This window comes from Xanthomonas nasturtii (assembly GCF_023337365.3).
Classification (GTDB): Bacteria; Pseudomonadota; Gammaproteobacteria; order Xanthomonadales; family Xanthomonadaceae; genus Xanthomonas; species Xanthomonas nasturtii.
On the sequence record NZ_CP142084.2, the window covers coordinates 160,172 to 184,981 of the forward strand.

The 24,810-nt window shown below is 66.4% G+C and carries 17 protein-coding genes and 1 other RNA gene; 15 read left to right on the top strand and 3 right to left on the bottom strand.

Annotated elements, in window-relative coordinates:
- The first annotated feature begins 219 nt into the window (after positions 1 to 219).
- The 9 genes from M3O59_RS00670 (at position 220) to M3O59_RS00710 (ending at position 13,469) form a co-directional block, all read left to right on the top strand.
- Positions 220 to 3,336 (top strand): maltotransferase domain-containing protein, encoded by a 3,117-nt coding sequence (locus M3O59_RS00670; protein ID WP_249054732.1) that lies wholly within the window; start codon positions 220 to 222, stop codon positions 3,334 to 3,336.
- Positions 3,333 to 6,683, top strand: a complete 3,351-nt coding sequence (gene treS, locus M3O59_RS00675) for a maltose alpha-D-glucosyltransferase (RefSeq protein ID WP_249054727.1) — start codon at positions 3,333 to 3,335, stop codon at positions 6,681 to 6,683. The genes M3O59_RS00670 and treS overlap by 4 nt, the downstream gene beginning before the upstream one ends.
- 11 nt (positions 6,684 to 6,694) lie before the next feature.
- Positions 6,695 to 8,878 (top strand): 1,4-alpha-glucan branching protein GlgB, encoded by a 2,184-nt coding sequence (gene glgB / locus M3O59_RS00680; RefSeq protein WP_116906553.1) that lies wholly within the window; start codon positions 6,695 to 6,697, stop codon positions 8,876 to 8,878.
- A gap of 459 nt (positions 8,879 to 9,337) precedes the next feature.
- On the top strand, positions 9,338 to 9,637 hold the full coding sequence (locus M3O59_RS00685; protein WP_064634076.1) for a hypothetical protein: 300 nt from the start codon (positions 9,338 to 9,340) through the stop codon (positions 9,635 to 9,637).
- Positions 9,627 to 9,899 (top strand): hypothetical protein, encoded by a 273-nt coding sequence (locus tag M3O59_RS00690; protein ID WP_116906552.1) that lies wholly within the window; start codon positions 9,627 to 9,629, stop codon positions 9,897 to 9,899. The genes M3O59_RS00685 and M3O59_RS00690 overlap by 11 nt, the downstream gene beginning before the upstream one ends.
- Positions 9,896 to 11,449, top strand: coding sequence for a PepSY-associated TM helix domain-containing protein (locus M3O59_RS00695; RefSeq protein WP_116906551.1), 1,554 nt, complete (start codon positions 9,896 to 9,898; stop codon positions 11,447 to 11,449). The genes M3O59_RS00690 and M3O59_RS00695 overlap by 4 nt, the downstream gene beginning before the upstream one ends.
- 60 nt (positions 11,450 to 11,509) lie before the next feature.
- A non-coding RNA gene (locus M3O59_RS00700) (sX9 sRNA) lies at positions 11,510 to 11,586 on the top strand.
- A 202-nt stretch (positions 11,587 to 11,788) separates the two neighbouring features.
- Positions 11,789 to 12,253 (top strand): metallophosphoesterase family protein, encoded by a 465-nt coding sequence (locus tag M3O59_RS00705; protein ID WP_064634083.1) that lies wholly within the window; start codon positions 11,789 to 11,791, stop codon positions 12,251 to 12,253.
- A gap of 67 nt (positions 12,254 to 12,320) precedes the next feature.
- Positions 12,321 to 13,469 (top strand): aldo/keto reductase, encoded by a 1,149-nt coding sequence (locus M3O59_RS00710; RefSeq protein WP_116906550.1) that lies wholly within the window; start codon positions 12,321 to 12,323, stop codon positions 13,467 to 13,469.
- Positions 13,470 to 13,771: 302 nt separating this feature from the next.
- Here M3O59_RS00710 and M3O59_RS00715 read toward each other — a convergent pair whose 3' ends face one another.
- From M3O59_RS00715 to M3O59_RS00725, 3 genes are all read right to left on the bottom strand, one after another.
- Positions 13,772 to 14,752 (bottom strand): rhamnogalacturonan acetylesterase, encoded by a 981-nt coding sequence (locus M3O59_RS00715; protein WP_116906549.1) that lies wholly within the window; start codon positions 14,750 to 14,752, stop codon positions 13,772 to 13,774.
- Between the two features lie 165 nt (positions 14,753 to 14,917).
- Positions 14,918 to 16,537, bottom strand: coding sequence for a carboxylesterase/lipase family protein (locus M3O59_RS00720; protein WP_147308552.1), 1,620 nt, complete (start codon positions 16,535 to 16,537; stop codon positions 14,918 to 14,920).
- The gene (locus M3O59_RS00725) at positions 16,534 to 17,607 is read right to left on the bottom strand and encodes an alpha/beta hydrolase (protein ID WP_249047115.1); all 1,074 of its coding nucleotides are present in this window, start codon (positions 17,605 to 17,607) and stop codon (positions 16,534 to 16,536) included. The genes M3O59_RS00720 and M3O59_RS00725 overlap by 4 nt, the downstream gene beginning before the upstream one ends.
- Positions 17,608 to 17,746: 139 nt before the next feature.
- On the opposite strand from M3O59_RS00725, the gene M3O59_RS00730 reads away from it, so the two are divergent.
- The 6 genes from M3O59_RS00730 (at position 17,747) to M3O59_RS00755 (ending at position 24,418) form a co-directional block, all read left to right on the top strand.
- A complete protein-coding gene (locus M3O59_RS00730) occupies positions 17,747 to 18,568 on the top strand; it encodes a 2-keto-4-pentenoate hydratase (RefSeq protein WP_064634095.1) in 822 nt (273 codons plus the stop codon).
- Between the two features lie 36 nt (positions 18,569 to 18,604).
- Positions 18,605 to 19,603: a TRAP transporter substrate-binding protein gene (locus tag M3O59_RS00735; RefSeq protein WP_064634097.1), complete on the top strand. Its 999-nt coding sequence runs from the start codon at positions 18,605 to 18,607 to the stop codon at positions 19,601 to 19,603.
- A gap of 10 nt (positions 19,604 to 19,613) precedes the next feature.
- Positions 19,614 to 20,135, top strand: coding sequence for a TRAP transporter small permease (locus M3O59_RS00740; RefSeq protein ID WP_064634099.1), 522 nt, complete (start codon positions 19,614 to 19,616; stop codon positions 20,133 to 20,135).
- Entirely contained in the window at positions 20,135 to 21,418 is a 1,284-nt protein-coding gene (locus tag M3O59_RS00745; protein WP_064507995.1) for a TRAP transporter large permease, read from the top strand. The genes M3O59_RS00740 and M3O59_RS00745 overlap by 1 nt, the downstream gene beginning before the upstream one ends.
- Before the next feature lie 216 nt (positions 21,419 to 21,634).
- Positions 21,635 to 23,218: a family 43 glycosylhydrolase gene (locus M3O59_RS00750; RefSeq protein WP_116906547.1), complete on the top strand. Its 1,584-nt coding sequence runs from the start codon at positions 21,635 to 21,637 to the stop codon at positions 23,216 to 23,218.
- A gap of 141 nt (positions 23,219 to 23,359) precedes the next feature.
- Positions 23,360 to 24,418, top strand: coding sequence for a LacI family DNA-binding transcriptional regulator (locus M3O59_RS00755; RefSeq protein ID WP_029218312.1), 1,059 nt, complete (start codon positions 23,360 to 23,362; stop codon positions 24,416 to 24,418).
- The last annotated feature ends 392 nt before the right edge of the window (positions 24,419 to 24,810 follow it).

The window sequence follows — 24,810 nt, forward strand, 5'->3', positions numbered from 1 at the left end:
AGTGCAGTCACGGTAGGCAGGGTCGACCAGGCGTTGAGCGGGCGGGCATCAGTGCAGCAGGCGGCGGCGCAGCATGCGTCGCTGCTGCTCGCATCGGTCCGAGCTGGCGGAGGGCCGGCGCGTTGGCAGCGAGCGCTTGCAGCGGCATGGAGCGGCATGTGCCGCGTGGCGTCCACCGTGATGGTGCGTTCGCGCGCCGTTGCCTGCTGAGGGGCGGTCATGCGGATCTGTGTACTCAATGAAACGACACCGAGCGCCACCGGGCTGGAGCAGCGCTGCGTAGCGGCGCGTGAGGCCGGGTGCGATTACGTGGTGATGGCTGCGCCGTTCGAGCGTGATGCGGATGGCCGGCTGATCGAGCCGGCCGCTGCTGCCGATGCGCAGCACGGCCCGTTGCGTGAGGCGGCGCAGGCCGGGCATCGCGCTGGGGTGAAGCTGCTGATTGATCTGCGGCTGGATGAAGTGGGCGGGGCCAGCGCGGTGGTACGCGAAAACCCGCAATGGTTCCGCGCACGCAGTACGGCGGTGCCGGACCCGCGTCAGCCGCGCGCCACGCCGGAAGTGGCCGAGGCGCGCTTCAGCTATGCGCAAGAGGGCGCTGCACTGGTGGAGTGGTGGAGCGCACGTTTGCTGGAGTGGGCAGGGCAGGGTGTGGCTGGGTTCCGGCTATTGCAGCCGCAGCAGGTGCCGGCGCAGCGCTGGCGCGAGTTGATCGCCCGCGTGCATGCGCAGGTGCCGGAAGTGGTGTTTGCGGCGTGGACGCCCGGGCTGGGGCTGGAGGCATTGCAGCAGCTGTCCGGCGCCGGCTTCGATGCGGCGTTCTCGTCGCTGGCATGGTGGGATGGCCGCGGCAGCTGGTTCTTCGACGAAGACACTGCGCTGCGTGCATTGGCGTCACAGGTGATTGCCGTGCTGGATGCGCCCGATGGCAAGCGTGCCGCCGCGCCCGAGCAGCACTGGCAGCTGGCGCTGGCCCTGGGTGGCGCGTGGTTGCTGGACGATGCGCACCTGGCCGCGTTGCCGCTATCGATTCGCGCTACCGATGGTTTGCCCACCAGCAACGCGGGCATGCGGTTGCGGCCGCTGCTGCGCGAAGCCACCGGCCTGACCGCGGTGGCAGTGGAGCCGCTGGGCGGCTTGCCCTCCTTGTTATTGATCAATGGCGATACGCGGCATGTGGTACCGGTGCCGGCATCGGATCTGTTGCGCTTGCTCGGCGACGCCGAAGCGCTGGTGGCCGAAGACGGCCGTACTTTGTCCGGCGCAACGCTCGACGCGCTGGAGCCGGGCGAGGTGCGCGTGTATCGCAGCGTGCCGGCGCGCCACGTGCTGGCGGTGCCGCGTATGCGCCCGCGTGCACAGACTGCCGCCACCTGGCCGCGGGTCTGCATCGAATCGGTGACACCGTCGGTGGACAACGGCCGTTTCCCGGTCAAGCGCACGGTGGGCGACCGTATCTGTGTGGAAGCCGATGCGTTCTGCGACGGGCACGACCGCATCGCGGTAGCGGTGCTGTGGCGCCCGGCCGATGCCAAGACCTGGGCCAGCGCACCGATGCGTGCACTGGGCAACGACCGCTGGCGTGCGGAATTCCCGCTGGAGCGCATCGGCACCTATGAGTTCCGCGTGGAAGGCTGGCGCGACGTATTCGCCACCTTGCATGCGGACCTGGAAAAGAAGCGCGCGGCCAACACGGTGCTGCCGGTGGACGTGCAGGAAGCCGTCGCCGTGGTGCAGGCCGCGCATGCGCGTAGCAGTGGCGCGCTGGCCGAGCGCCTGCAGGCGGTGCTTACCCGTATCGGCGCGCAGAGCGAGCCCTTGCAGCAGTTGGCCATTGTGCTGGAGCCGGACACCGCGCAGGCCATGGCGCTGGCCGACGACAAGCCGTTCCGCTCCGAAACGCCGGTGACCTACCGGGTGGAGTCGGAGCGCCGCGCGGCGCACTTTGCCAGCTGGTACGAATTGTTCCCGCGTTCGCAAAGCGGCGACCCGCAGCGGCACGGCACCTTCGACGATGTGATCAAGCGGCTGGCGCACATCCGCGCGATGAACTTCGATGTGCTGTACATGCCGCCGATCCACCCGATCGGCTTGAACAACCGCAAGGGCCGCAATAACTCGGTCACCGCAGTCGAGGGCGAACCGGGCAGCCCGTATGCGATTGGTGCCAGCGATGGCGGGCACACCGAGGTGCATGCCGAACTCGGCGGGCTGGAAGGTTTCCGTCGCCTGATCCAGGCCGCGCGTGCGCACGGGCTGGAGGTGGCATTGGATTTCGCAATCCAGTGCGCGCCCGACCATCCGTGGTTGAAGGACCACAAGGACTGGTTCACCTGGCGCGCGGATGGGTCCATCCCGTATGCGGAGAACCCGCCGAAGAAATACCAGGACATCGTCAACGTCGATTTCTACGCCAGCGGTGCGGTGCCGGACCTGTGGAACACGCTGCGCGATGCGGTGCTGTTCTGGGTCAACGAAGGCGTCACGCTGTTCCGCGTGGACAACCCGCACACCAAGCCGTTCCCGTTCTGGGAATGGTTGATTGCCGATATCCGCGGGCGTCGGCCGGACGTGGTGTTTTTGTCGGAGGCCTTCACCCGTCCGAAGATGATGTACCGGCTGGCCAAGTGCGGCTTTTCGCAGTCCTACACCTACTTCACCTGGCGCAACCACAAGCACGAGCTGCAGGAGTACGTGGAAGAGTTGAACGAAGGCGTGCCGCGCGAATGCTTCCGCCCGCATTTCTTCGTCAACACACCGGACATCAACCCCACGTTCCTGCAACACAGCGGGCGCAACGGGCACCTGATCCGTGCCGCGCTGGCGACCACCTTGTCCGGGCTGTGGGGCATGTACCAAGGCTTCGAATTGTGCGAAGCCACGCCGCTGGCGCCGGGCAAGGAAGAGTATCTGGACTCGGAAAAATTCCAGCTGCGCGCGTGGCCCGAGCGTGCGCCCGGCGACATCGTCGATGAGATCACCCGCTTCAATCAGCTGCGCCGCATGCATCCGGAGCTGCAGTCTCACCTGGGCACGCGCTTCTACCAGGCGCACAACGATCAGGTGCTGTACTTCGGCAAGTTCCTGGATGCCGGTTACCTCTCGCGCAGCCGCAGCATGGTGCTGGTGGCGGTCAATCTGGACCCGCATGCCGGGCAGGATGCGGATATCGAAATCCCGTTGTGGGAGCTGGGCCTGCCCGATCACGCCACCGTTGCGGTGGAAGATCTGTGGGACGGGCATCGGTTCGAGTGGCAAGGCAAATACCAACACATCCGTCTAGAAGCAACGCGACCGTTCGCGTTATGGCGCATCCGCGCAGGAGAGGTCGCATGAATGCAGTTCCCGCTTTACAAGCCGATGCAGAACAGTCGGCAGTTGTCGCCGACCAGCTCTGGTACAAGGACGCCATCATCTATCAGGTGCACGTCAAGTCGTTTTTCGACTCCAACGACGATGGCATCGGCGATTTTCCGGGGCTGATTTCCAAGCTGGACTACATTGCCGAACTGGGCGTGGACACCATCTGGTTGCTGCCGTTCTACCCCAGCCCGCGCCGCGATGACGGCTACGACATCGCCGAATACATGGCGGTGCACCCGGACTACGGCAGCATCGAGGATTTCGAACAGCTGGTGGCGCAAGCGCATGCACGCGGCATCCGTATCGTCACCGAGCTGGTGATCAACCACACCTCCGACCAGCACCCGTGGTTCCAGCGTGCACGCAATGCGCCAGCGGGTTCGCCCGAGCGCGACTTCTATGTGTGGTCGGACACCGACCAGGAATACGAAGGCACGCGCATCATCTTCTGCGACACCGAAAAGTCCAACTGGACCTGGGACCCGGTGGCCGGGCAGTACTTCTGGCACCGCTTCTACTCGCATCAGCCAGACCTCAACTTCGACAACCCCGCGGTGCTGGAAGCGGTGCTGGAAGTGATGCGCTTCTGGCTGGACCGCGGTGTGGATGGCCTGCGTCTGGATGCGGTGCCGTACCTGATCGAGCGCTCCGGCACCTCCAACGAAAACCTGCCCGAAACCCACGCGATCCTGCGCAAGATCCGCGCCACGCTGGATGCCGAATACCCGGACCGCATGCTGCTGGCCGAGGCCAACATGTGGCCGGAAGATACCCAGCAGTACTTTGGCCAGAACGCCGACGAATGCCATATGGCATTCCACTTCCCGCTGATGCCGCGCATGTACATGGCCATCGCGCGCGAAGACCGCTTCCCCATCACCGACATCATGCGCCAGACCCCGGAGATTCCGGAGAGCTGCCAGTGGGCGATCTTCCTGCGCAACCACGACGAGTTGACGTTGGAAATGGTCACCGATTCGGAGCGCGATTATCTGTGGCAAACCTATGCCGCCGACCGCCGCGCGCGCATCAATCTGGGCATCCGCCGCCGCCTGGCACCGTTGCTGGAACGCGACCGTCGCCGCATCGAGTTGATGACCTCGTTGCTGCTGACCATGCCCGGCACGCCGGTGCTGTATTACGGCGATGAAATCGGCATGGGCGACAACATCCATCTGGGTGACCGCGATGGCGTGCGCACGCCGATGCAGTGGTCGATCGACCGCAACGGTGGCTTCTCGCGCGCCGACCCCGCGCAGCTGGTGCTGCCGCCGGTGATGGACCCGCTTTACGGATTCCAGGCAGTGAATGTGGAGGCGCAGATCCGCGACCAGCATTCGCTGCTCACCTGGACCCGCCGCGTGCTCAGCGTGCGCAAGCGCTACCAGGCCTTCGGGCGCGGCAGCCTGCGATTCCTGTACCCGGGCAACCGCCGCATGCTGGCCTACCTGCGCTGCTATCAGGACGAGACCGTGCTGTGCGTGGCCAACCTGTCGCACACGCTGCAGGCGGTGGAGCTGGACCTGTCCGAGTTCGAAGGCCGCGTGCCGGTGGACATCATCGGCGGCGGCAGCTTCCCGCCGATCGGCCGGCTGACCTACCTGCTCACGGTGCCGCCGTTCGGTTTCTACGCGTTCCAGCTGGTGAGCGAAGGCACCTTGCCGGATTGGCATGTGCCCAGCCCGGTGCCGTTGCCGGATTACCGCACGCTGGTGCTGCGCAGCGACACCGCCGAGGCCGCCGCGCTGTTGCCGCATCTGCCCACGCTGGAAGCCGAGATCCTGCCGGCCTGGTTGTCGGCGCGGCGCTGGTTCTCGGCCAAGGACCAGGCGCTGCGTAGCGTGCGCATCGCGCGTCGCACACCGTTGCCGGGCGATGAGCCGATGAGCCTGCTGGAACTGGACGCGGAGCTGGAAGACGGCCGCCACGAGCGCTACATGCTGCCGATCGGCATCGTGTGGGAGCGCGACCACCCCAGCACGCTGGCCGAGCAGCTGGCGTTGGCGCGCGTGCGCCAGGGCCGTGAGGTGGGCTATCTCACCGATGCGTTTGCGCTCAAGCCGATGGTACGTGGCGTGATCGATGCGCTGCGCAGCAATGCGGTGCTGGACGTACGCGATGGCGACGATGCCGCGCAGCAGGGCCAGGTGCGCTTCGAAGCGACGCCTGCACTGGCCAGGCTGGAGATCCCTGCCGACCCGGACATCCGCTGGTTGTCGGCCGAACAGAGCAACAGCTCGCTGGTGGTGGCCGACAAGGCGGTGTTCAAGCTGCTGCGGCATGTGGCCGACGGGGCAAACCCGGAGATCGAGATCGGCCGTCGCCTGACCGAGATGGGCTACGCCAATGCTGCGCCGTTGCTGGGCAGCGTCAGCCGGATCGATGCGCAGGGCACCGTCACCACCATCGCCTTGTTGCAGGGCTTCATCCGCAACCAGGGCGATGCCTGGCGCTGGACGCTGGATCATCTGGCGCGCAGCTTCGACGAATACGCCACTGCGCAAACCGACGAAGCACGCGCCGAAGCCATTGCCGGGTACGACGCCTTCGCTGCGGTGGTCGGCAAGCGCCTGGCCGAGCTGCATGAAGCCTTGTCGCGTGCCAGCGACGATGCCGACTTCGCCCCGCAGCGCATCGACCTGCCCGCCGCCAACGATGTGGTGGCCGGCGTGGCGCGGCAGGTCGAAGAGATGTGGGACACGGTCAATACGCGGCTGGCAGGCACCGACGACGCCATCGAGCGCGAGGCGCTGGAAGCGGTGCTGGCGCAGCGCCCGCAACTGGACAGCCTGTTGGCCAAGGCGCCCAGCGTGCTGGCCGATTCGCTGCTGACCCGCGTGCATGGCGACTTCCACCTGGGCCAGATCCTGGTGGCCTTCGACGATGTGGTGTTGATCGACTTCGAAGGCGAGCCGGCCAAACCGCTGGCCGAACGCCGCGCCAAGGCCAGCCCGCTACGCGATGTAGCCGGCTTCCTGCGCTCGCTCGATTACGCCAGCGAAGTCTCGGCACGTGGCGAAGAGGGCACGGCTGCGCGTGCAGGCGTCGGTGTGGACACGCATCTGGACGGATTTCTGGTGCAGTTCCGCCGCCGCTCCACGCAAGCCTTCCTGGACGCTTACCATGCCGTCCTCGACGCCAGCGCCCACCCGTGGATTGCGCCGGCGGCGTTCAACGCGGCCACCTTGCTGTTCCTGGTGGAGAAGGCCTGTTACGAAGTGCGTTACGAAGCGGCCAATCGCCCAGGCTGGTTGATGGTGCCGATCGAAGGCTTGCGACGCATCCTGCAACGTGCACGTGCCGGTGCAGGAGACACATGATGAGTGGAGTAATGACAGCAGTGACCAATCGATGGGACCCCGGCGTGGTACGCGCGCTGGCCGAATCACGCCACGGCGATGCCTTCGCCGTCTTGGGCGCGCATCCGACCGAGACCGGGCGCGTGTTGCGCACCTATCTGCCGGGCGCCAACCAGGTAAGCGCCGTGCTCGACGACGGCCAGACGATCGCCCTGGAGGCCGGCCCGGAGCCGGGCCTGTTTGCCGGCGACTTGCCGGCGCAGGGCGGCTACCGGCTGCGCATCGGCTGGCCCGGTGGCGAGCAGGAAACCGCAGACCCGTACGCATTCGGCCCGCAGCTCAGCGACTTCGACCTGCACCTGATCAGCGAAGGCCACCATCTGCAGCTGGCCGACGCGCTGGGCGCCAATGTGGTCGAGGTGGATGGCGTGCGCGGCACGCGCTTTGCGGTGTGGGCGCCCAATGCCTCGCGCGTGGCGGTGGTGGGCGACTTCAATAGCTGGGATGCGCGCCGCCACCCGATGCGGCTGCGGCATCAGTCCGGCGTATGGGAGCTGTTCGTACCCGACGTCGGCCCCGGTGCGCACTACAAGTACCAGCTGCGTGGCCCGCATGGGCACGAATTGCCGGCCAAGGCCGACCCGGTGGCGCGGCGCGCCGAACTGGCGCCCGGCACCGCCTCGATCGTGGCCGACCCGGCGCCGTTCCAGTGGAGCGACGATGGCTGGATGGCCACGCGTGCGCGCCGCCAGGCACACGACGCACCGATGAGCATCTACGAGATCCACGCCGGTTCCTGGCTGCGCGAAGAAGGCGTGGACCTGGACTGGGACGGCCTGGCGGATCGGCTGATTCCATACGTGGCCGATATGGGCTTCACCCATGTCGAGTTGATGCCGGTGACCGAGCATCCGTTCGGCGGCTCGTGGGGCTATCAACCGCTGGGTCTGTTCGCGCCCACCGCGCGTTTCGGCTCGCCGGACGGCTTTGCCCGCTTCGTCGACCGTTGTCACCGCGAAGGCATCGGCGTGCTGGTGGATTGGGTGCCGGCGCACTTTCCCACCGACGCGCATGGCCTGGCGCATTTCGACGGCACTGCGCTGTACGAGCATGCCGACCCGCGCGAGGGCTTCCACCGCGACTGGAACACCTTGATCTACAACCATGGCCGCCGCGAGGTGTCCGGCTTTTTGATCGCCAGTGCGATGGAGTTCTTGCAGCGTTACCACGTGGACGGGCTGCGCGTGGATGCGGTGGCTTCGATGCTGTACCGCGATTACAGCCGCAATGCCGGCGAGTGGGTGCCCAACATCCATGGCGGGCGCGAAAACTACGAAACCATCGCCTTCCTGCGCCGGCTCAACGAAGTGGTGCGCGAGCACACACCGGGCGCGGTGATGATTGCCGAAGAATCCACCGCATTTCCCGGTGTCACCGCCGATGTGGCGCACGGTGGCCTGGGCTTCCACTACAAGTGGAACATGGGCTGGATGCACGACACCTTGCACTACGCGGGGCTGGACCCGATCTATCGCCGCTACCACCACGGCGAGCTGACTTTCAGCATGGTCTATGCGTATTCGGAGCGCTTCGTGCTGCCGATTTCCCACGATGAAGTGGTGCACGGCAAGGGTTCCTTGCTGGGCCGCATGCCAGGCGACGAGTGGCAGCGCTTTGCCAACCTGCGCGCGTATCTGGGCTACATGTTCACGCACCCGGGGCGCAAGTTGCTGTTCATGGGCTGCGAGTTCGGCCAGCCCACCGAATGGAACCACGACGCCAGCATTCCGTGGCACCTGCTCGACGACCCGCGCCACCGCGGGGTACAGACCCTGGTGCGCGATCTCAACCGGCTGTACTCGGAATATCCCGCGCTGCATGCGCACGACGACGACCCGGCCGGGTTTGCCTGGGTGGTGGGCGACGATGCCGCCAATAGCGTGCTGGCGTTCCTGCGCAAGGGCAAACGCGGCGATGCACCGGTCCTGGTGGTCATCAACTTCACCCCGGTGGTGCAGCACGGCTACCGCATCGGCGTGCCGCAAGGCGGCCAGTGGCGTGAGGTGTTCAACAGCGACGCCGGCATCTACGGCGGTGCGAACCTGGGCAATGGCGGCATCGTGACGGCAGAGCAGCAGTCCATGCATGGCCATGCGCAGTCGCTGCCATTGCTGTTGCCGCCGCTTGGCGCCATCGTGCTGACGCCGCACGGCTGATGCCTCACGCAGACCGCCGGACAGCTGGTCCGGCGGTGTGCCACCTGTTAGATTGCGCGCCGTAGAGTGGCCAACACAACGTAGCCAGTGTCCGCCTTGCGGGCGTGCAACGGTTTGTTAGCTCATCTTGGAGTGGTCGACACTGCTGTGCATGCCTACCGGGCAGCGCCGCAGGATTGTCTACCGCTTCTTTCAGGCGGCCCGGGGAGGGCTGCCGGGCACAGCCGCCGCCATGCCTTCCGTCGATCCTCTTGCGGGAGTGGTGTGCGTGGGCGTTTTGATCGCTGTGATTGCTTTTCCGCTGCTTGCGGCCGTTCGCTGCGTTTTGGGCGTGCATGGCCGTGCGCAAGCAGGTGTGTGGGCGGTGGCGGTGCCGCTGCACGCGAGGGCGCAACCTCGCCGCGCGCGCTGTGCGCAGCGTGGTGCGCTGCCTTCGCTCACCTCGATGCAGGCTGGCGCATGAGCGTGCTGATGACCGCATTCTATCTGCTTGCCGCTGCCGCCTCGGCCTTGGCGTTTTATCTGGCAACCACGCATCAACGTCTGCTGCTGCAGCGACGCCCGTCGGCGCGCGTGCTGCGCGCCGGTGGCTGCATGGTGTTGGCGTTATCGCTGGCCTGCGCCATGCATGCGCTGGGCGTGTGGGCCGGCATCTTTGCCGCAGTGACGGCGCTGATGCTGGCGGCAGTGGCGCTGCCGGTGCTGGATGTCTGGCGGCAGGTGCGCGTGCAACGCAGGCAGGCACGCCATGTGGGCTAGATGGTTGAGTGCGGTGGTGCTGGGCCTGCCGCTTGCGGTGGGCGTGGTTGGGCTGTGCGCCTTGCTGCTGCCGGGGCCGCAACAGCGCTACACCCTGGCGTGGTTGCTGCTGATGTTTCCGGTCTGGATCGGTGCGATGGCGTTGCCGTTCGTGTTCCGGCGGGCATCGCATGCCTGGAGCATGCTCGGCGGGCTGACGCTGCTGTGCTACCTCGCACTCGCCGCCATCAAGGCCCTGGGCTGGACGGAGCTGAGCGCATGAACGCATCGACCTTGCGCGCGTTTCTGTCCGTGCACAGCTGGATGGGGTTGCTGGCCGGCATGGCCTTGTTCATTGCCTTCTATGCCGGTGCCATCACCGTGTTCACGCATCAGCTCAGCGAGTGGCAGAGTGCGCCGGCGGTTGCCACGAAGGCGCCTGCCAACCCGGTCGCTGCGGCGCAGTCCTTGCTGGACACGGTCATCGCCACGCACCCGCAGGTGGCCGAATCGTTTTTGCTGCTGTTGCCGGGCGAACACGGGCCGATTGCGCGGGTGTATTGGTATGGCGCGCAGGCCGATGCCAGCGGCGGTATGCGCCAGTATCAGGCGGGGCCCGATGGCGGCCTGCTGGAGTTGCCGCAGCGCGTGGGCTTTGCGGATTTTCTCTACGACCTGCACTTCACCGCCGGTCTGCCGCGCGTGGTCGGCACCTATCTGTTCGGGGTGGTGAGCGTGTTGTACGGGCTGGCGTTGGTCAGCGGCGTGGTGCTGTACGCGCCGGTGTTCTTCAAGGACCTGTTCGCGCTGCGCGTGGGCACCAACCTCAAGCGGCTGTGGCAGGACGCGCACAATCTGGTGGGCATGCTGTCGCTGCCGTTCCATGTGATCTTTGCCTGGTCCGGCGCGGTACTGTGCCTTGGCGTGCTGCTGCTGGCGCCGTTCCAGTTCCTGGTGTTCGACGGCAAGCTGATGCAGATCCTGGAGCCGGATTTCGAACTGGCACCGCATGTAGCGCCGGCCAAGCGTGCAGCGCCGTTGCTGCCGGTGGCGGTCCTGTTGGACAAGGCAGTGACAGCCAGCCCCGGCTTCGGGCCGGAAAGCCTAGCCTATCACGATGCCGGCGATGCCCATGCGCGGGTGGAAGTCTACGGCCATCACGACCAGCGCCGGCTCAACACCTTGGGCGGCGTGGCACTGGATGCCAGCACCGGGCAGGTGCTGCGCGTGCTGGAGCCGGCCACGATGTCGCCCGGCACCGCTGCGTTGCGCGGGTTGCAGGCGCTGCACTTCGGCAACTTCGGGCATGTGGCGGTGCAGTGGCTGTACTTCCTGCTCGGCCTCGGCGGCGCGTTCCTGTTCTACAGCGGCAACCTGTTGTGGATCGAAACCCGGCGCAAGCGCCGCGCCATGGCGCAGCCGCGTCGCACGCATGCGATGGCGCGGCTCACCGTCGGTGTCTGCCTGGGGAGTGTGGCCGGGATCTCGGCGCTGTTTATCGCTGCGCGGTACCTGCCGCAGGGCCAGGAGCGCTACGTCTATTACGCAGTGTTCGCCGCAACGCTGCTGTGGGCCCTGGTCCGCCCCACCGCACGCGGTGCGTATGAGGTCTTGCTGGCCTGCGCTGTGTTGACGGCGCTGATTCCGCTGGCCAGCTGCGTTGGCGCACATGGCGCAACCGCGCCGTGGCAGAGTGCGAGCGTGCTCGGTGTCGATCTGATCGCATTGCTGATGGCCTGGGCGTATTGGCGCATGGCGCTTGCGAGCAGACGCCGTGGCATGCAGGGCGATCCCAATAGCGTGTGGGCATGGCCGGCGCGCGGGGTCGCTTAGCAGCGGCGAACAGATGACTGCGCTCACCGCCAGGCGGGCGCGGTCGCTGCCCGATGCGGCATGCACCACGCGTACGCAGTGGTTCTAAGCGCGCCGCCCGCACCCATCTGACGGCCGCTCGCTACGTTTTTTTCTCACTCTCCGCTGCGGGTGATTGCCGGTGCAGGCATGTAGTAGTGAACGCCGCAGGTGATTGCTGGTGCAGGCGTGTAGCAGTGAACGTAGTAGTACCTGCACGGCGTTGAGCTGCAACGTGCCGACCTCTGCACGCGCTGACCTCACGTCCGGCGCACTTGCAGTGCGTAGCATGCGCAGCTTCTGTCTGCGCAAGAGGACGCCATGCCCGCCGGCACACGCATCGGCCTGATCTCCGACACCCACGGGTTGTTGCGACCCGAAGCAGTGGCCGCGCTCGTGGGAAGCGATGCGATCATCCATGCCGGCGATGTCGGCAAGCCGGAGATTCTCGCCGCGTTGCAGGCGCTGGCGCCGCTGCATGTCATTGCCGGCAATATCGACAACAAGCCCTGGGCAGCAGGCTTGCCGCAGACGCTGGATGTGCTGATTGGTGGCGTACGCATCCATGTGCTGCACGATCTGAAAACGTTGGCGCCGGGCGTTGCAGCAGACGTGGTCATCAGCGGGCATTCGCACAAGCCGGCGATCCAGACACGCGATGGCGTGTTGTACGTCAATCCCGGCAGCGCCGGGCCACGTCGCTTCAGTCTGCCGATCAGCGTGGCCACGCTGTGGCTGGGCGATGGCGCGCCACGCGCACAGGTGCATCCGCTAGCACTGGGCTGAGTTCGCTGACCTGGCATGCACACGCGCGGGGCCATCCTCGTGGGCCACGTTGTTGCAAGGAATCCCAATGAATACACGTCGCCAATTTCTTTCCGCGGCCGCTGCGGGCACTGCGGCATTGGCCGCTGCACCGCTGCTGGCACACGCTTCTGCGCCTGGCAGTGTGATGCCGACGCGTGGGAAAATCGCTGCGAACGCATTGCCGACCAATCCCGTCGTCAAGGGCGCACGCTACCGGCCGCGCAGTCGCCTGGGCTTTGGCGGCGTGGCGATCGGCAATGGCTTTGCGCCCACCAGCGACGCACAAAGCGAGCAGACGCTCGCAGCGGTGTGGGAGTCGGGGGTGCGTTATTTCGATACCTCGCCATGGTACGGGCTGGGCTTGTCGGAGCGGCGCACCGGCCATCATCTGCACAATCACGCGGCCGACGATTACGTGGTGTCGACCAAGGTCGGGCGCTTGCTCACCGCCACCGACAAGCCGCCCAAGACGATGTGGGTGCAGCCCTCGCCATTCGACTATCGCTACGACTACAGCGCTGCCGGTGTGCGGCGTTCGATCGAAGACAGCCTGCAGCGTCTGGGCGTGTCGCAAATCGACATCGCCTATATCCACGACCTGTCGCCGGAGAACGAAAAAGACCTGGGCATGCCATGGGAGCAGCGTTTTGCCGAAGCGGTGAAGGGCGCGATGCCGGAGCTGACCAAGATGCGCAAGGAGGGCCTGATCAAGGCCTGGGGCTTTGGCGTCAATCGCCCGGAGCCTGCGTTGCGCGCAATCGAAGAGGCCGACCCGGATATCTTCCTGCTGGCCTGCCAGTACTCGCTGCTCGATCATGCGCAGGCCTTGCATGACACCTTCCCGAAGATCGCAAAACACGGCGCCTCGGTGGTGGTGGGTGCGCCCTTGCTGGCCGGGTATCTGGCCGGCCGCGAGCGTTATCTGTACGACGGCACCGTGCCGGAATGGGCACCGGTCAAGCGGCAGAAAGCGCTGGCCGTTTGCGAGCGGCATGGCATGGATCTACGCACCGTATCGCTGCAATTTGCTGCTGCTCCGCAGGTCGTGTCGTCGGTGATTCCTGGCGCGCGCACGGCCGAGCAGGCGCACGCCAATGCGGCATCGATGCGGGTGGCGATTCCTGCAGCGGTGTGGGAAGAACTCAAGCGCGAAGGCGTGATCGAGGCGGATGCGCCGGTGCCTGGTATGCGTTGAGGAATGATGCGTGGACGGCCTGATCAAATATCTGCGTGGCGTCCGGGGCGGGCGCGGTCGGTGCTCGTGCGATGCGTCCAACAAAGCGCAGCCACGCTGCGTTTCCTTCTCCCGCCGGGACATTGTGCTCCTTCATGGGGGAGAAGGTGCCCCGAAGGGGCGGATGAGGGTACGGAACAAGCGACCACTTCCCCCGTAAGCAGTTGATTGCGCCAACCCCGCGCTGCACGTGTGGGAACGACTTCAGCGTCATTGCGCGCGGCAAGCTCCCGACCGTGCCAGGCGCAGTTGCCGTCAACGCATCACGGAATCAACAGCGGCCGCAAAGCAGGCACTTGTCTTGCCAACTCGTCGGCGACGATCGCCGCAAAGATATCCGCGCCCTCGGGGCCAAGATGGGTGTAGTCGAACGCAAGTCTGGCCTGGCCCATCGGTTCTGCACTGGCATTGTCCTGTGCAGTGGCAACCGCGCCAGCTGCAGTCACGCTGGTGTTCTCAGGCGTTTTCGACGATGACGATGACGACGGCAGCGTCTGCGCCGGCGTCTTGCCGATGGTGGTACCCGATTGCGCAGCGATCACCTGCTGCGGATCTGCCGGGCGCTGCGCAAGCCGCATTGCCAGCACCGGCCCCATGCCCTGCACCAATGCACGGCTGCGCGCGTGCAGATCGACCACCGGCACCTGCAACTCGTGTGCGACCGCACGTGTGGCCTGCGCCCATGGGGCCAGGTCGTCCAGCAGTTGGCCGCGCTCGAACTGCCGCCGCGTCAATGGCGTCACCAGCACCGGAACTGCGCCTGCGGCACGCGCTTCGGCCACATAGCGACGCAGGTTGGCCAGGAACTCTGTTGCCAGGTCGGTGAAGCGCCCCGGTTTGCCGGGCTGGTCGTTATGGCCGAACTGGATCAATACCACCACCTGCCGGTAACCGCCGCTACGCAACTCCTTCAGCGCGATGTCCCACGACCCTTCCGCACGATAGTTGGAGGTACTGCGCCCGCCGCGCGCCAGATTGAGGCAACTCAGAAACGAGGTCACATGCTGCGCGCAGAAACTCGGCCCCCAGCCACCTTGCACGGCGGTGGTGGAATCGCCGACCAGCACGATCTTGCTGGCGGCCAACACGGGTGGCGGGGCCGGCGCGTTGCTGGTTGAGGTGCTGGCGGTGGGTGCCCCGGACACGAGCGAAGTCTCGACGAGCGCGGTGGCATCGGCGAATGGAAGGCATGCGACTGCCAGCGCAGCCAGCAGCAGCGATGGGAGTGCGAAGCGATGACGCATGGATGACCTCAGGATCGAATCAACACGGCTGCGTGATCGCAGCCAGCGCGTGGCCAATGCGTCAAGCGGCATGTGGCGCTCAGCCCCTGCCATTGCGTGCAGGCGTTCCGAACGCGGATGGCGACTGCCTTCGACGCTTTGGTTGTGGCTCAACAAAACACGCATTCAGAACGTGCCGCGTTGAATGAAGGGCGCTTGCTGATACAGGCGTCGCTCGCCACCGCGCGGATCGTGTTCCAACCGGCTCGGCGTATCGAATACCAGCGTTTCGCGCCGCTGCAGCGAATACGGCTGCCAGCGCGGCGCACCACGACGATTGGGGTCGCCATGGCGTGCAAACGCGATCAGCGCGCCGCTCATCTGCTCGGCCACGCGCTGTGCCTCGGCACTTTCGCCGGTACGCGAACCTGGCTGGCGCACGTTATCGAACACCAGCGGAATATCCAGCGTGTGGAAGGCGCCGAACTTGCCGCCTTCCAGCGGCGAGCCCCAATCCAGTTGATAGACCCAGGTGGGCGCGCCCTGACGCGCACGCGCTTCGGCTTCTTCGACCGCACCGCGCCACGAGCGGCCGGCCGTGGTGGCGGCAAAGAACACCTGCGAAGGCGAGTACTGCGGATACAGCCGCCGGTATTCGGCAATCACCACCTGCGGCAACAGGTCCACGTACTGCTGCGCTTCCAGCTTGGCCGGCAACGCGTCCCAGCTCAGCGCAAAGTTGTTTGCATCGTTGCCGAGAAAGCCGCGCGTCTCATCGCGGGTGTTGCCGATCACCATCGGAATGCGCGCCGATTGCAGCGGCGCGGTGGGCCAGAACGGATGCACAGGCACGTTGCGCGCATCCAGCACCGGGCCGAAATACAGTGCGCTGTTTTCCACCCGCGACGGGTCGCGCACCTGTGCGGCGGCCAGCAGGTCCGCCACCGGCACAGTGCGCAGCCGCGCCAGATCGCCTGGCGCAATCTTCAATGCGTCCAGCAACAGCTGCGCGCGCTGGGTGGCCGCGCGCGGGCCGGCCACGGTGACCTGCTGCCCGCTCATGGTCCAGGCGCGATGGAACAGCCCGCGCGCGGCCGGCATCGCCATCAGCGTGGCGATCTTGGCGCCGCCGCCGGATTGCCCAAACACCGTGACGTTGCCGGCATCGCCACCGAATTCGACTGCATGCTGGCGCACCCACTGCAAGGCCTGGATCAGGTCCAACTGCCCGGCATTGCCGGAGTCGGCGAAGCTGGCATCGCCCAATTGCGCCAGCGACAGATAGCCGAACAGGTTGAGCCGGTGATTGACCGTGATCACCACCACATCGCCGCGCGTGCACAGCCGCACGCCGTCGTAGAGCGGGTCGCTGCCGGAGCCGGTGGTGTAGCCGCCGCCGTGGATATAGAACAGCACCGGCCGCTTGCCGCCATCGCGCAGGCCGGGCGTCCACACGTTGAGGAACAGGCAGTCCTCGCTGGTGGGCTCGCTGGCTTTGAGTTGTGGCGCAGCCGCACCGAAATGGCTGGCGTCGCGCACGTCCTGCCACGGCGTTTCCTGCAGCGGCGCCTGGAAGCGCCGCACCGCGGTATCGCCGCCATACGGGATGCCCTTGAATACGCAGATGCCCTGGTCGCGGTAGCCGCGCACCGCACCGCCACGCACGCGTGCCAGTGGCGCGCTGTCGTTGCGTTGGGGTGGCAGTGCTGCGGCAGCGACGCCCGGCAGCATTGCCGCCGCAGTGGCGAGCAGCCCGCCGCGCAGCAGCGTGCGGCGTCGCGCGTCCGGCGCGGTTTGCGCCGTCATCGCGCGGCATCCTTCGACGCTGCAGATGCAGATGCAGATGTGGATGTCTGCGTCTTGACGACATGCGCAATCCACGCCTGCGCCAGTTGCGGCCATACGGCCACGGTGAGGCCGGTGCCGCTGGCCGTGCCGAAGCCGTGGCCGCCCTGCGGAAACACATGCAGTTCGCTGGGTACCCCGGCGCGCAGCAGGGCGTCGTGCATCAGCAGGCTGTTGCGTACCGACACCACGGTGTCGTCCTGCGCATGCAGCAGAAAAGTGGGCGGCGTGCGTGCCTCCACGTGCAACTGCGGCGAGTACGCACGCACCTGCGCCGCGCTCGGAGCGCTGCCTATCAGGCGTTCGCGCGAGCCCCTGTGTGAGTTGGCGCTGTCCATATCGATGACCGGATAGATCAACAGCTGGAAATCCGGCCGCGCGCTCAGCGCATCGGCCGCATCCACCGGTGGATACACCTGCGCGGCGTAGCGCGTGCCCAGGCTGGCGGCGACATGGCCGCCGGCCGAAAAGCCCATCGCCCCCACGCGCTGCGTATCGATGCCGTAGCGCGCCGCGTTGGCGCGGATCAGCCGCAACGCACGTTGCGCATCGGCCAGCGGCACGTCGGCGCCGTTCGGGTGGCCTTCGCCCGGTAGCCGGTAGCGCAGTACGAATACGGTGATGCCGGCGGCGTCGACGAAGCCGGGCACCAGGTCGCTGCCTTCGTTGTCCAGCACGATGCGCTGGTAACCACCGCCGGGGGTGACCAGCAGCGCGGTGCCATTGGGCCGCTTGGGCCGGTAGACCACCAGATAGGGCTGGCTGATGTGCTGGATGTAGCGGTCCGGGTGCGCCGGGTCGCCGCTGCGGTCGACAATGCGTTGCGGCTGCGGCAGGGCGGTGTCTCCCGGTGCCAATGGCGTCGGCCACAGGGCGATCCGGCTGGCCTGTTCGGCTGCGGTGTCGGCGCTGGGCCGCTCGGCGGCCGGTGCCGGGCCGGCCAGCAACGTTCCCAGCACGATCACCGCCAGGCCGCGCCACGCGGCGCTCGAAAACGCCGTCAAAACGCGCGTTGGGCGTGTCTGTTTCATTCACCTCTCCCAGGGCCACTTCGTTACGGCGGCCACAATTGCCGCACTGCACATTGCCAATGACACCGGTTTACCATATACAGCACACCGTGCCGCTGTCGATTGGCAGTGCAACAAAACACCTATCGGGGAGACACCCTTGAGCAACGACGCCGCCACTTCGCCATCGTCCACATCCACGCTGTCCGACATCGCCCAGCGCTTTGTGGAGGCACGCCGTGCAGGGGCCTCGCTTCCCGACTTTCCCGGGCAAATCCCCGACGATCTGGTCACTGCGTACCAGGTGCAGGACATCGCCATTAGCCAGTGGCACGACCACGTGGTCGGCTGGAAGGTAGGTTATATCGCCGCCGAGCGCCGCGATGCCTCCGGCGACGAGCGTCTGCTCGGCCCGATCTTCTCTCAGAAGCTCTGGAATGCTACCGGTGGAACAACCGAGTTCCCGATCTATGTCGGCGGCTTTGGTGCAGTGGAAGCCGAGTACGTACTGCGTCTGGAGGCCGATGCACCCAGCGGCAAGGCGCATTACACCGCCGACGAGGCCGCCGCATTGCCGGCAAGGTTATTCATCGGCGTGGAAATCGCCAGCAGCCCCTTGGCCACCATCAACAAGCTGGGTCCGCGGGTGGTGGTTTCCGACTTCGGCAACAACAACGGCCTGATTCTGGGGCCGGAAGTGACCAACTGGCTGGGCCGCGAGGAGACTGCGCTGACCGCCGAAACGCTGATCGACGACCAGGTGGTCGGCACCGGCGGTGCCACCACGCTACCGGGCGGATTGCGCGCGGCCTACGCATTTGCGCTCAGCCGTTCGGCCCAGCGCGGGCGTCCGCTCAAGCGCGGTGATCTCATTGCCACGGGCAATGCCACCGGTATCCATGACATCGAAGTGGGGCAGCGTGCCCTGATTCGCTTCGCCGGCATCGGCGACATTTCCTGTACAGCTGTGTCCGCTGCCTGATTCGGACCCAGTGACCAGACGCTTGGGAGGGCGCCAATGATCACACGCAGACATTTCCTCGGTGCCGGGCTTGGCGCCGCCGCTGCCGCACCCTGGTTGGGTGCCGGCGCCACCACGCCGATTCCCGGTGGGCAGCTGCTCACCGCCACCGACGTGCACGTCGGCGACTACCCCACCGTGGAAGCGGTGCGGTGGTTCGGCAAACAGCTCGAGGCGCGCACCAACGGCCGGCTCAAGCTGCGCCAGTACCACTCCGGCCAGCTGGGCCGCGAGTCCGAGGCGATCGACATGGCGCGCTTTGGCGCCATCGACATCACCCGCGTGTATTCGGGCGCGTTGAACAACACCTTTCCGCTCACCCAGGCGCTGTGCCTGCCGTACGTGTTCGACTCGGTGCCGCATCTGCGCCGCGTCATCGACGGCCATGTCGGCGACAGCATCCTGCGCAGCTTCGAACAGCGCGATCTGGTGGGCTTGGCGATCTATGACTCCGGTGCGCGCTGCTTCTACAACACCAAGCATCCGCTGCACCGCCCGGAAGATCTCAAGGGCCTGAAGCTACGCGTGGCTTCGTCGGACATCTTTCTCAAGCTGATGCGGATGCTGGGCGCCAACCCCACCCCGATGTCGCTGGGTGAGACGTTTTCGGCGATGGAAACGCACATGATCGACGGTGCGGAAAACAATATGCGCAGCTTCCAGTCCAGCCGCCATTTCGAAGCCGCGCATTACTGGTCGCAGAGCGAGCATTCGTACGCGCCGGACATCCTGGTGATGTCGCGGCAGAGTTTCGAATCGCTGAGCCCGGCCGATCGCGGCCTGGTGGTGGAACTGGCGCGCGCCTCGGTGGCGGTGATGCGCAACTTGTGGGATGCGTCCGAGACGGTCGCGCGCAAGCAGGTGATCGACTACGGCGTGAAGCTCAACCAGGTCGACATGCCGGCGTTCCGCGCCGCCGCCGCCCCACTGCTGGCCGAATACCGCAAGCAGCCGGAGATCGAAGCGCTGTACCGCCGCATCCGCGATTTTGCATAGAGGTATCCCGATGACCGAACCCGAGACTCTCGCCGTCCCGGTCGCGCCGTTGCAGCGCGCGCTGGACCGCGTTTCCGATATTGCCGTTGGCGTGGCATCGCTGGCACTGCTGGGCCTGGTGGTCGTGCAGGGCTGGCAGGTGTTCACCCGCTACGTGCTCAACGACTCGCCCAGCTGGACCGAGCCGGTGACGCTGTTGCTGCTGAGTACCGCGCTGAGTCTGGGCGCCGCCGCCGGTGTGCACACCAATCGCCACTTTGGCTTCTACCTGCTGGGCGAACACGTGCCGCCGCTGGTGCGCAAGATATTCGACCTGATCCGTCCGCTGATGATCATGGCCATCGGTGCCGTGCTGGCGTGGTGGAGCGCGGCGCTGCTGGTCGATGGGCTGGACATCAAGATGGCCGGCGCGCAGATGCCGCAGAGCATCAACTACCTGCCGCTGTCGATCGGCGGCGCGCTGATGGTGCTGTTTGCCTTGTTCAAGTTGTGGCGTGTGCTGCGCCCGATCCACACCGGAGGAGTGCGCTGATGGGCATCGCCATGTTGTTGGGAACCTTCGTGGTGCTGCTGCTGATCGGCGTGCCGGTGGCCTACGCCTTGGGCGCGGCTGCACTGGCCACGCTGCTGTATCTGGACCTGCCCACAGTGGTGCTGGTGCAGCAGATTTCCGCCGGTAGCGGCTCGGCGTCGTTGATTGCGATCCCGCTGTTCATCTTTGCCGGCGAGTTGATGTTGCGCGGCGGTATTTCCGAACGCTTGATCGCGTTGGCGTCATCGTTGGTGGGGCGCGTGCGTGGCGGCCTGGGGCAGGTCAGCGTGCTGTCGTCGCTGTTCTTTGGCGGTGTGTCCGGTTCTGCCATCGCCGACGTCTCGGCGGTGGGCGGCACCATGATTCCGCAGATGATCAAGCGCGGTTACGACCGCGACTACGCGGTCAACGTGAGCATGACCGCCGCACTGGTGGCCTTGCTGGTGCCGCCCTCGCATAACCTGATCCTGTTTTCGGCCGCGGCCGGCGGCGGCCTGTCGATTGCCGATCTGTTCGCGGCCGGCATCGTGCCCGCGTTGTTGATGACCGCGGCGATGATGGTCACCGGCTATGCGGTGGCGCGCCATCGTGGCTACGGCACCGAGCCGTTCCCGGGCTGGCGTGCGGTGGCCTTGCGCCTGTTCGGTGCGTTGCCGGGCCTGGGCCTGGTGGCGTTGATCTTCATCGGTATCCGCGCCGGCATTTTCACCGCGGTGGAGAGTGCGGCGATCGCAGTGGTGTATGCGTTGATCGTCACCGCGCTGCTGTATCGCCAGCTGCGTTGGGCCGAGTTCTTTGCCGCCGTCACGCATGCCGCGCGCACCACCGGCGTGATCCTGTTCGTGATCGCCACCGCGGCGGTGTTCGGTTGGTTGCTGGCGTATCTGCAGGTGCCCGCGGCCGCGGTGAAGTTCCTGCAGGCCATTGCCGACAGCAAGAACACCGTGTTGCTGATGATCGTGGTGATGCTGCTGTTGCTGGGCATGTTCATGGACCTGGCACCGAAAATCCTGATCTGCACGCCGATCTTCCTGCCGGTGGTCAAGGCCTATGGCATCGACCCGATCCACTTCGGTCTGGTGATGGTGCTGGCCGGCGGTATCGGCCTGATCACCCCGCCGATCGGCTCGGTGCTGTTCATCGGCACCTCGATCGGGCAGATCACCGTTGCCCAGAGCATGCGCACCATCTGGCCGTTCTGGCTGGCGGCGCTGTGCGTACTGCTGATCGTGGCGTTTTTCCCGGAGCTGTCGTTGTGGCTGCCACGCGCGCTGCGCGCGTGAGGCCATGACGCACTGAGCGATCGGGTGCCTGGTGGACGGGCGTGATCGATACGGCAGGTGATGCCGCATCGATCCCTCGCTTGCCGGGCGCGTGCAACGCCTTGCCGAAGGTGCAGGACGTTGCTGCTGGCGGGAGGTTTCCGCCTCATTCGGTTAACCGGTGGCATTGCCCACTGGCAACCGTATCGCCCCGCACCGCGGGGACCAGGAGAAAGCATGCGTATGCGTATCACCTCACCCCGTCTGCGTTGGCTGCTGGCCGGCGGACTGTTGCTGTGTACCGGGCTAAGCGCCGCGGCCGACTGGAAGCGCGGCATCGAGCATCAGCGCATTGCCGATCAGGGCAACGGCACCTTCCTCAACCCGGTCCTGGCCGGCGATCATCCCGACCCGTCGGTGCTCAAGGACGGCGACGATTACTACCTCACGCTGTCGTCGTTCGATGCCTACCCGGGCCTGCCGATCTGGCATTCGCGCGATCTGGTCAACTGGCAGCCGCTAGGCCACGCCATCAGCCAGAACGTTGGCGCGATCTGGGCGCCGGACCTGATCAAGCACGGCAAGCGCTATTACATCTATTTCCCGGCACGCCGCGGCGACCAGGGCGAGCGCAGCAACTTCGTGGTCTGGGCCGACGACATCAAGGGCCCGTGGAGCGCGCCGATCGACATCGGTCTGGGCAAGTACATCGACCCCGGCCATGCAGTGGGCGAAGACGGCAAGCGCTACCTGTTTCTGAGCGGCGGCGATTACGTGCAGCTCTCCGACGACGGCTTCAAAGTGGTCGGCACGCCCAAGCATGTCTACGACGGCTGGAAGTACCCGGAAAGCTGGGACGTGGAAGGCTATGCCCAGGAAGGCCCCAAGATCACCCGCCACAACGGCTGGTACTACATGACCACCGCCGTGGGCGGCACCGCCGGCCCGCCGACCGGGCACATGGTGATCACCGCGCGCTCGCGCTCGATCCACGGCCCCTGGCAGAACGCGCCCAACAACCCGATCACCCGCACCAAGAGCGCGGATGAGCCGTGGTGGTCGCGCGGCCACGCCACCCTGGTGGAAGGCACCGACAAGCGCTGGTGGATGCTCTACCACGGCTACGAACACGGCTTCTGGACGCTGGGCCGGCAGGCGCTGCTGGACCCGATCGAATGGACCGCGGACGGCTGGTTCGTCGCCAAGGGTGGCGACCTGGGCACCCCGCTGAAAAAGCCCAGCGGGCAGGCCTTGCCGCATGGCCTGAGGTTGTCGGACGACTTCCGCGCGGCCACGCTCGGCCCGCAGTGGGCGTTCTTCAACCCGGCCGCCGACGAGGCCAAGCGCCTGCAGGTGGGCGATGGCGTGTTGCGCCTGCAGGGCAAGGGCAGCGCCCCGCGCAATGCCTCGCCGCTGACGGTGATCGCCACCGACCAGGCCTACCAGTTCGAGGTGCAGATGACCGTGGCGCCGGGCGGGCAGGGCGGGGCACTGCTGTTCTACAGCGACAAGCTCTATGCCGGCGTGGGCAGCAATGGCGAGAACTTCGTCATGCACCGCTACGGCGAAGAACGGCCCGGTACGCTGGCGCCTAGCGCAAAGGGCGGCACGCTGTGGCTGCGGGTCACCAACAACCGCCACATCGTCACCATCCACAGCAGCACCGACGGCAAGGCGTGGACCAAGTACCCGGTGCAGATGGAAGTGTCCGGCTACCACCACAACGTGGCCGGCAAGTTCCTGGCCTTGAAGCCGGCGCTGTATGCCGCAGGCGATGGCCAGGTGGAGTTCCGCAACTTCCGCTACCGCGCCCTGGACTGACCGTTCTGCATCGCCGGGGATGCCGCCGCGATGCCAGCTGCGGCCTGTCTTGCGCGGCGGGTTCGGGGTGGCGGCAGGCTTCGCTCAGGTCTGCCGGCCGTCTGGCCGGTAGAATCCAATCAACTTCACTGGTTGACCGCTATGCCCGCCCGCAAGATGCCTGAAGAGGGAATGCCCGGCCTGCCGAAGGGCAAGGTAGCCACGATCAACGACATCGCCCGGATGTCGGGCGTGTCCAAGAAGACCGTGTCGCGGATCATCAACAACTCGCCACTGGTGCGCCAGGACACCCGCGAAAAGGTCGAAGCGCTGATGCGCGAGGTCGGCTACGCGCCCGACCCGCTGGCGCGCGGGCTGGCGTTCCGGCGCTCGTTCCTGATCGGCATGGTCTACGACAACCCCACCGCGCAATACATCGTGGACATGCAGTACGGCGCGCTGGACGCGCTGCGCGGCTCCAGTTTCGAGCTGGTGGTGCACCCCTGCGACAGCCGCAGCCCTGGCTACATCGAGGGCGTGCGCCGGTTTGCGCAGGCGCAGAAGCTGCACGGGGTGATCCTGGTGCCGCGCGCCTCCGAGGACCAGGCGCTGGCCGACATGCTGGCCGAAATCGGCTGCCGCTACACCCGCATCGCCTCGATCGCGCTGGACGCCACCTCGCAGACGGTGATCACCCACGACCGCGACGGTGCGGCCGAAGCGGCCGATTACCTGCTCTCGCTCGGCCACCGCGACATCGCCCTGGTCACCGGCCCCAGCGCCTACCGCTCCTCGATCGAACGCACTTCGGGCTTTGCCGACGCGCTGACCCGGCGCGGCATCGAATTGCCGCCCGAGCGCATCGTGGAAGCCGGCTACACCTTCGAATCCGGCGTGGCCGCGGCCGAAAAGCTGCTGCTGGGCAAGAAGCGCCCCACTGCCATCTTCACCGGTAACGACGAAATGGCCGCCGGTATCTACAAAGTGGCCCTGCGCGCCGGCATCAGTATCCCGCGCCAGCTCTCGGTGATCGGCTACGACGACAGCTCGCTGGCCTCGCGCCTGTGGCCACCACTGACCTCGGTGCGCCGCCACACCCGCGACACCGGCCGCACCGCCGCCGCCATGCTGATCCAGCCCGACAACGCCCCGCAGCTGCCCACCGCCAGCGTGCGCCCGCACCTGATCGTGCGCGACTCCTGCCAACCGCCGGAAGATTGAGGGAAGTCAAGCGCAGGCGAGTGGACCCCAAGCAAAGCGCTTGCGATTCACTGGAGCCGGCGCGTGGCGACGCGTTGGGCATGGCGGGCATTGGCAATTCTCTGGGGCGCAATAAGCCTCTACCCGACCAACCAAACTACGCGCCCAAACACCACGCGCAGCCTCATACCCTCATCCGGCGCTACGCGCCACCTTCTCCCGACGGAGAAGGGCTCAAAGCCCCTCTCCCTGCGGGAGAGGGGGTGGGGTGAGGGTACGGCGGAAGACAGCCATCCGAGAAAGCTCAGTCATGCGTTGAGGGAGATGAGTGCCCATAAGGCTCTCCCGACCAACCAAAAACCGCGCGCCCAAACACCGCGCGCAGCCTCGTACCCTCATCCGGCGCTGCGCGC

Excerpts from the sequence above, each read along its gene's own strand:
- M3O59_RS00670 (WP_249054732.1), top strand. The coding sequence starts at position 220 with ATGCGGATCTGTGTACTCAATGAAACGACACCGAGCGCCACCGGGCTG.
- treS (WP_249054727.1), top strand. The coding sequence starts at position 3,333 with ATGAATGCAGTTCCCGCTTTACAAGCCGATGCAGAACAGTCGGCAGTT.
- glgB (WP_116906553.1), top strand. The coding sequence starts at position 6,695 with ATGACAGCAGTGACCAATCGATGGGACCCCGGCGTGGTACGCGCGCTG.
- M3O59_RS00685 (WP_064634076.1), top strand. The coding sequence starts at position 9,338 with ATGAGCGTGCTGATGACCGCATTCTATCTGCTTGCCGCTGCCGCCTCG.
- M3O59_RS00690 (WP_116906552.1), top strand. The coding sequence starts at position 9,627 with ATGTGGGCTAGATGGTTGAGTGCGGTGGTGCTGGGCCTGCCGCTTGCG.
- M3O59_RS00695 (WP_116906551.1), top strand. The coding sequence starts at position 9,896 with ATGAACGCATCGACCTTGCGCGCGTTTCTGTCCGTGCACAGCTGGATG.
- M3O59_RS00705 (WP_064634083.1), top strand. The coding sequence starts at position 11,789 with ATGCCCGCCGGCACACGCATCGGCCTGATCTCCGACACCCACGGGTTG.
- M3O59_RS00710 (WP_116906550.1), top strand. The coding sequence starts at position 12,321 with ATGAATACACGTCGCCAATTTCTTTCCGCGGCCGCTGCGGGCACTGCG.
- M3O59_RS00715 (WP_116906549.1), bottom strand. The coding sequence starts at position 14,752 with ATGCGTCATCGCTTCGCACTCCCATCGCTGCTGCTGGCTGCGCTGGCA.
- M3O59_RS00720 (WP_147308552.1), bottom strand. The coding sequence starts at position 16,537 with ATGACGGCGCAAACCGCGCCGGACGCGCGACGCCGCACGCTGCTGCGC.
- M3O59_RS00725 (WP_249047115.1), bottom strand. The coding sequence starts at position 17,607 with ATGAAACAGACACGCCCAACGCGCGTTTTGACGGCGTTTTCGAGCGCC.
- M3O59_RS00735 (WP_064634097.1), top strand. The coding sequence starts at position 18,605 with ATGATCACACGCAGACATTTCCTCGGTGCCGGGCTTGGCGCCGCCGCT.
- M3O59_RS00740 (WP_064634099.1), top strand. The coding sequence starts at position 19,614 with ATGACCGAACCCGAGACTCTCGCCGTCCCGGTCGCGCCGTTGCAGCGC.
- M3O59_RS00745 (WP_064507995.1), top strand. The coding sequence starts at position 20,135 with ATGGGCATCGCCATGTTGTTGGGAACCTTCGTGGTGCTGCTGCTGATC.
- M3O59_RS00750 (WP_116906547.1), top strand. The coding sequence starts at position 21,635 with ATGCGTATGCGTATCACCTCACCCCGTCTGCGTTGGCTGCTGGCCGGC.
- M3O59_RS00755 (WP_029218312.1), top strand. The coding sequence starts at position 23,360 with ATGCCCGCCCGCAAGATGCCTGAAGAGGGAATGCCCGGCCTGCCGAAG.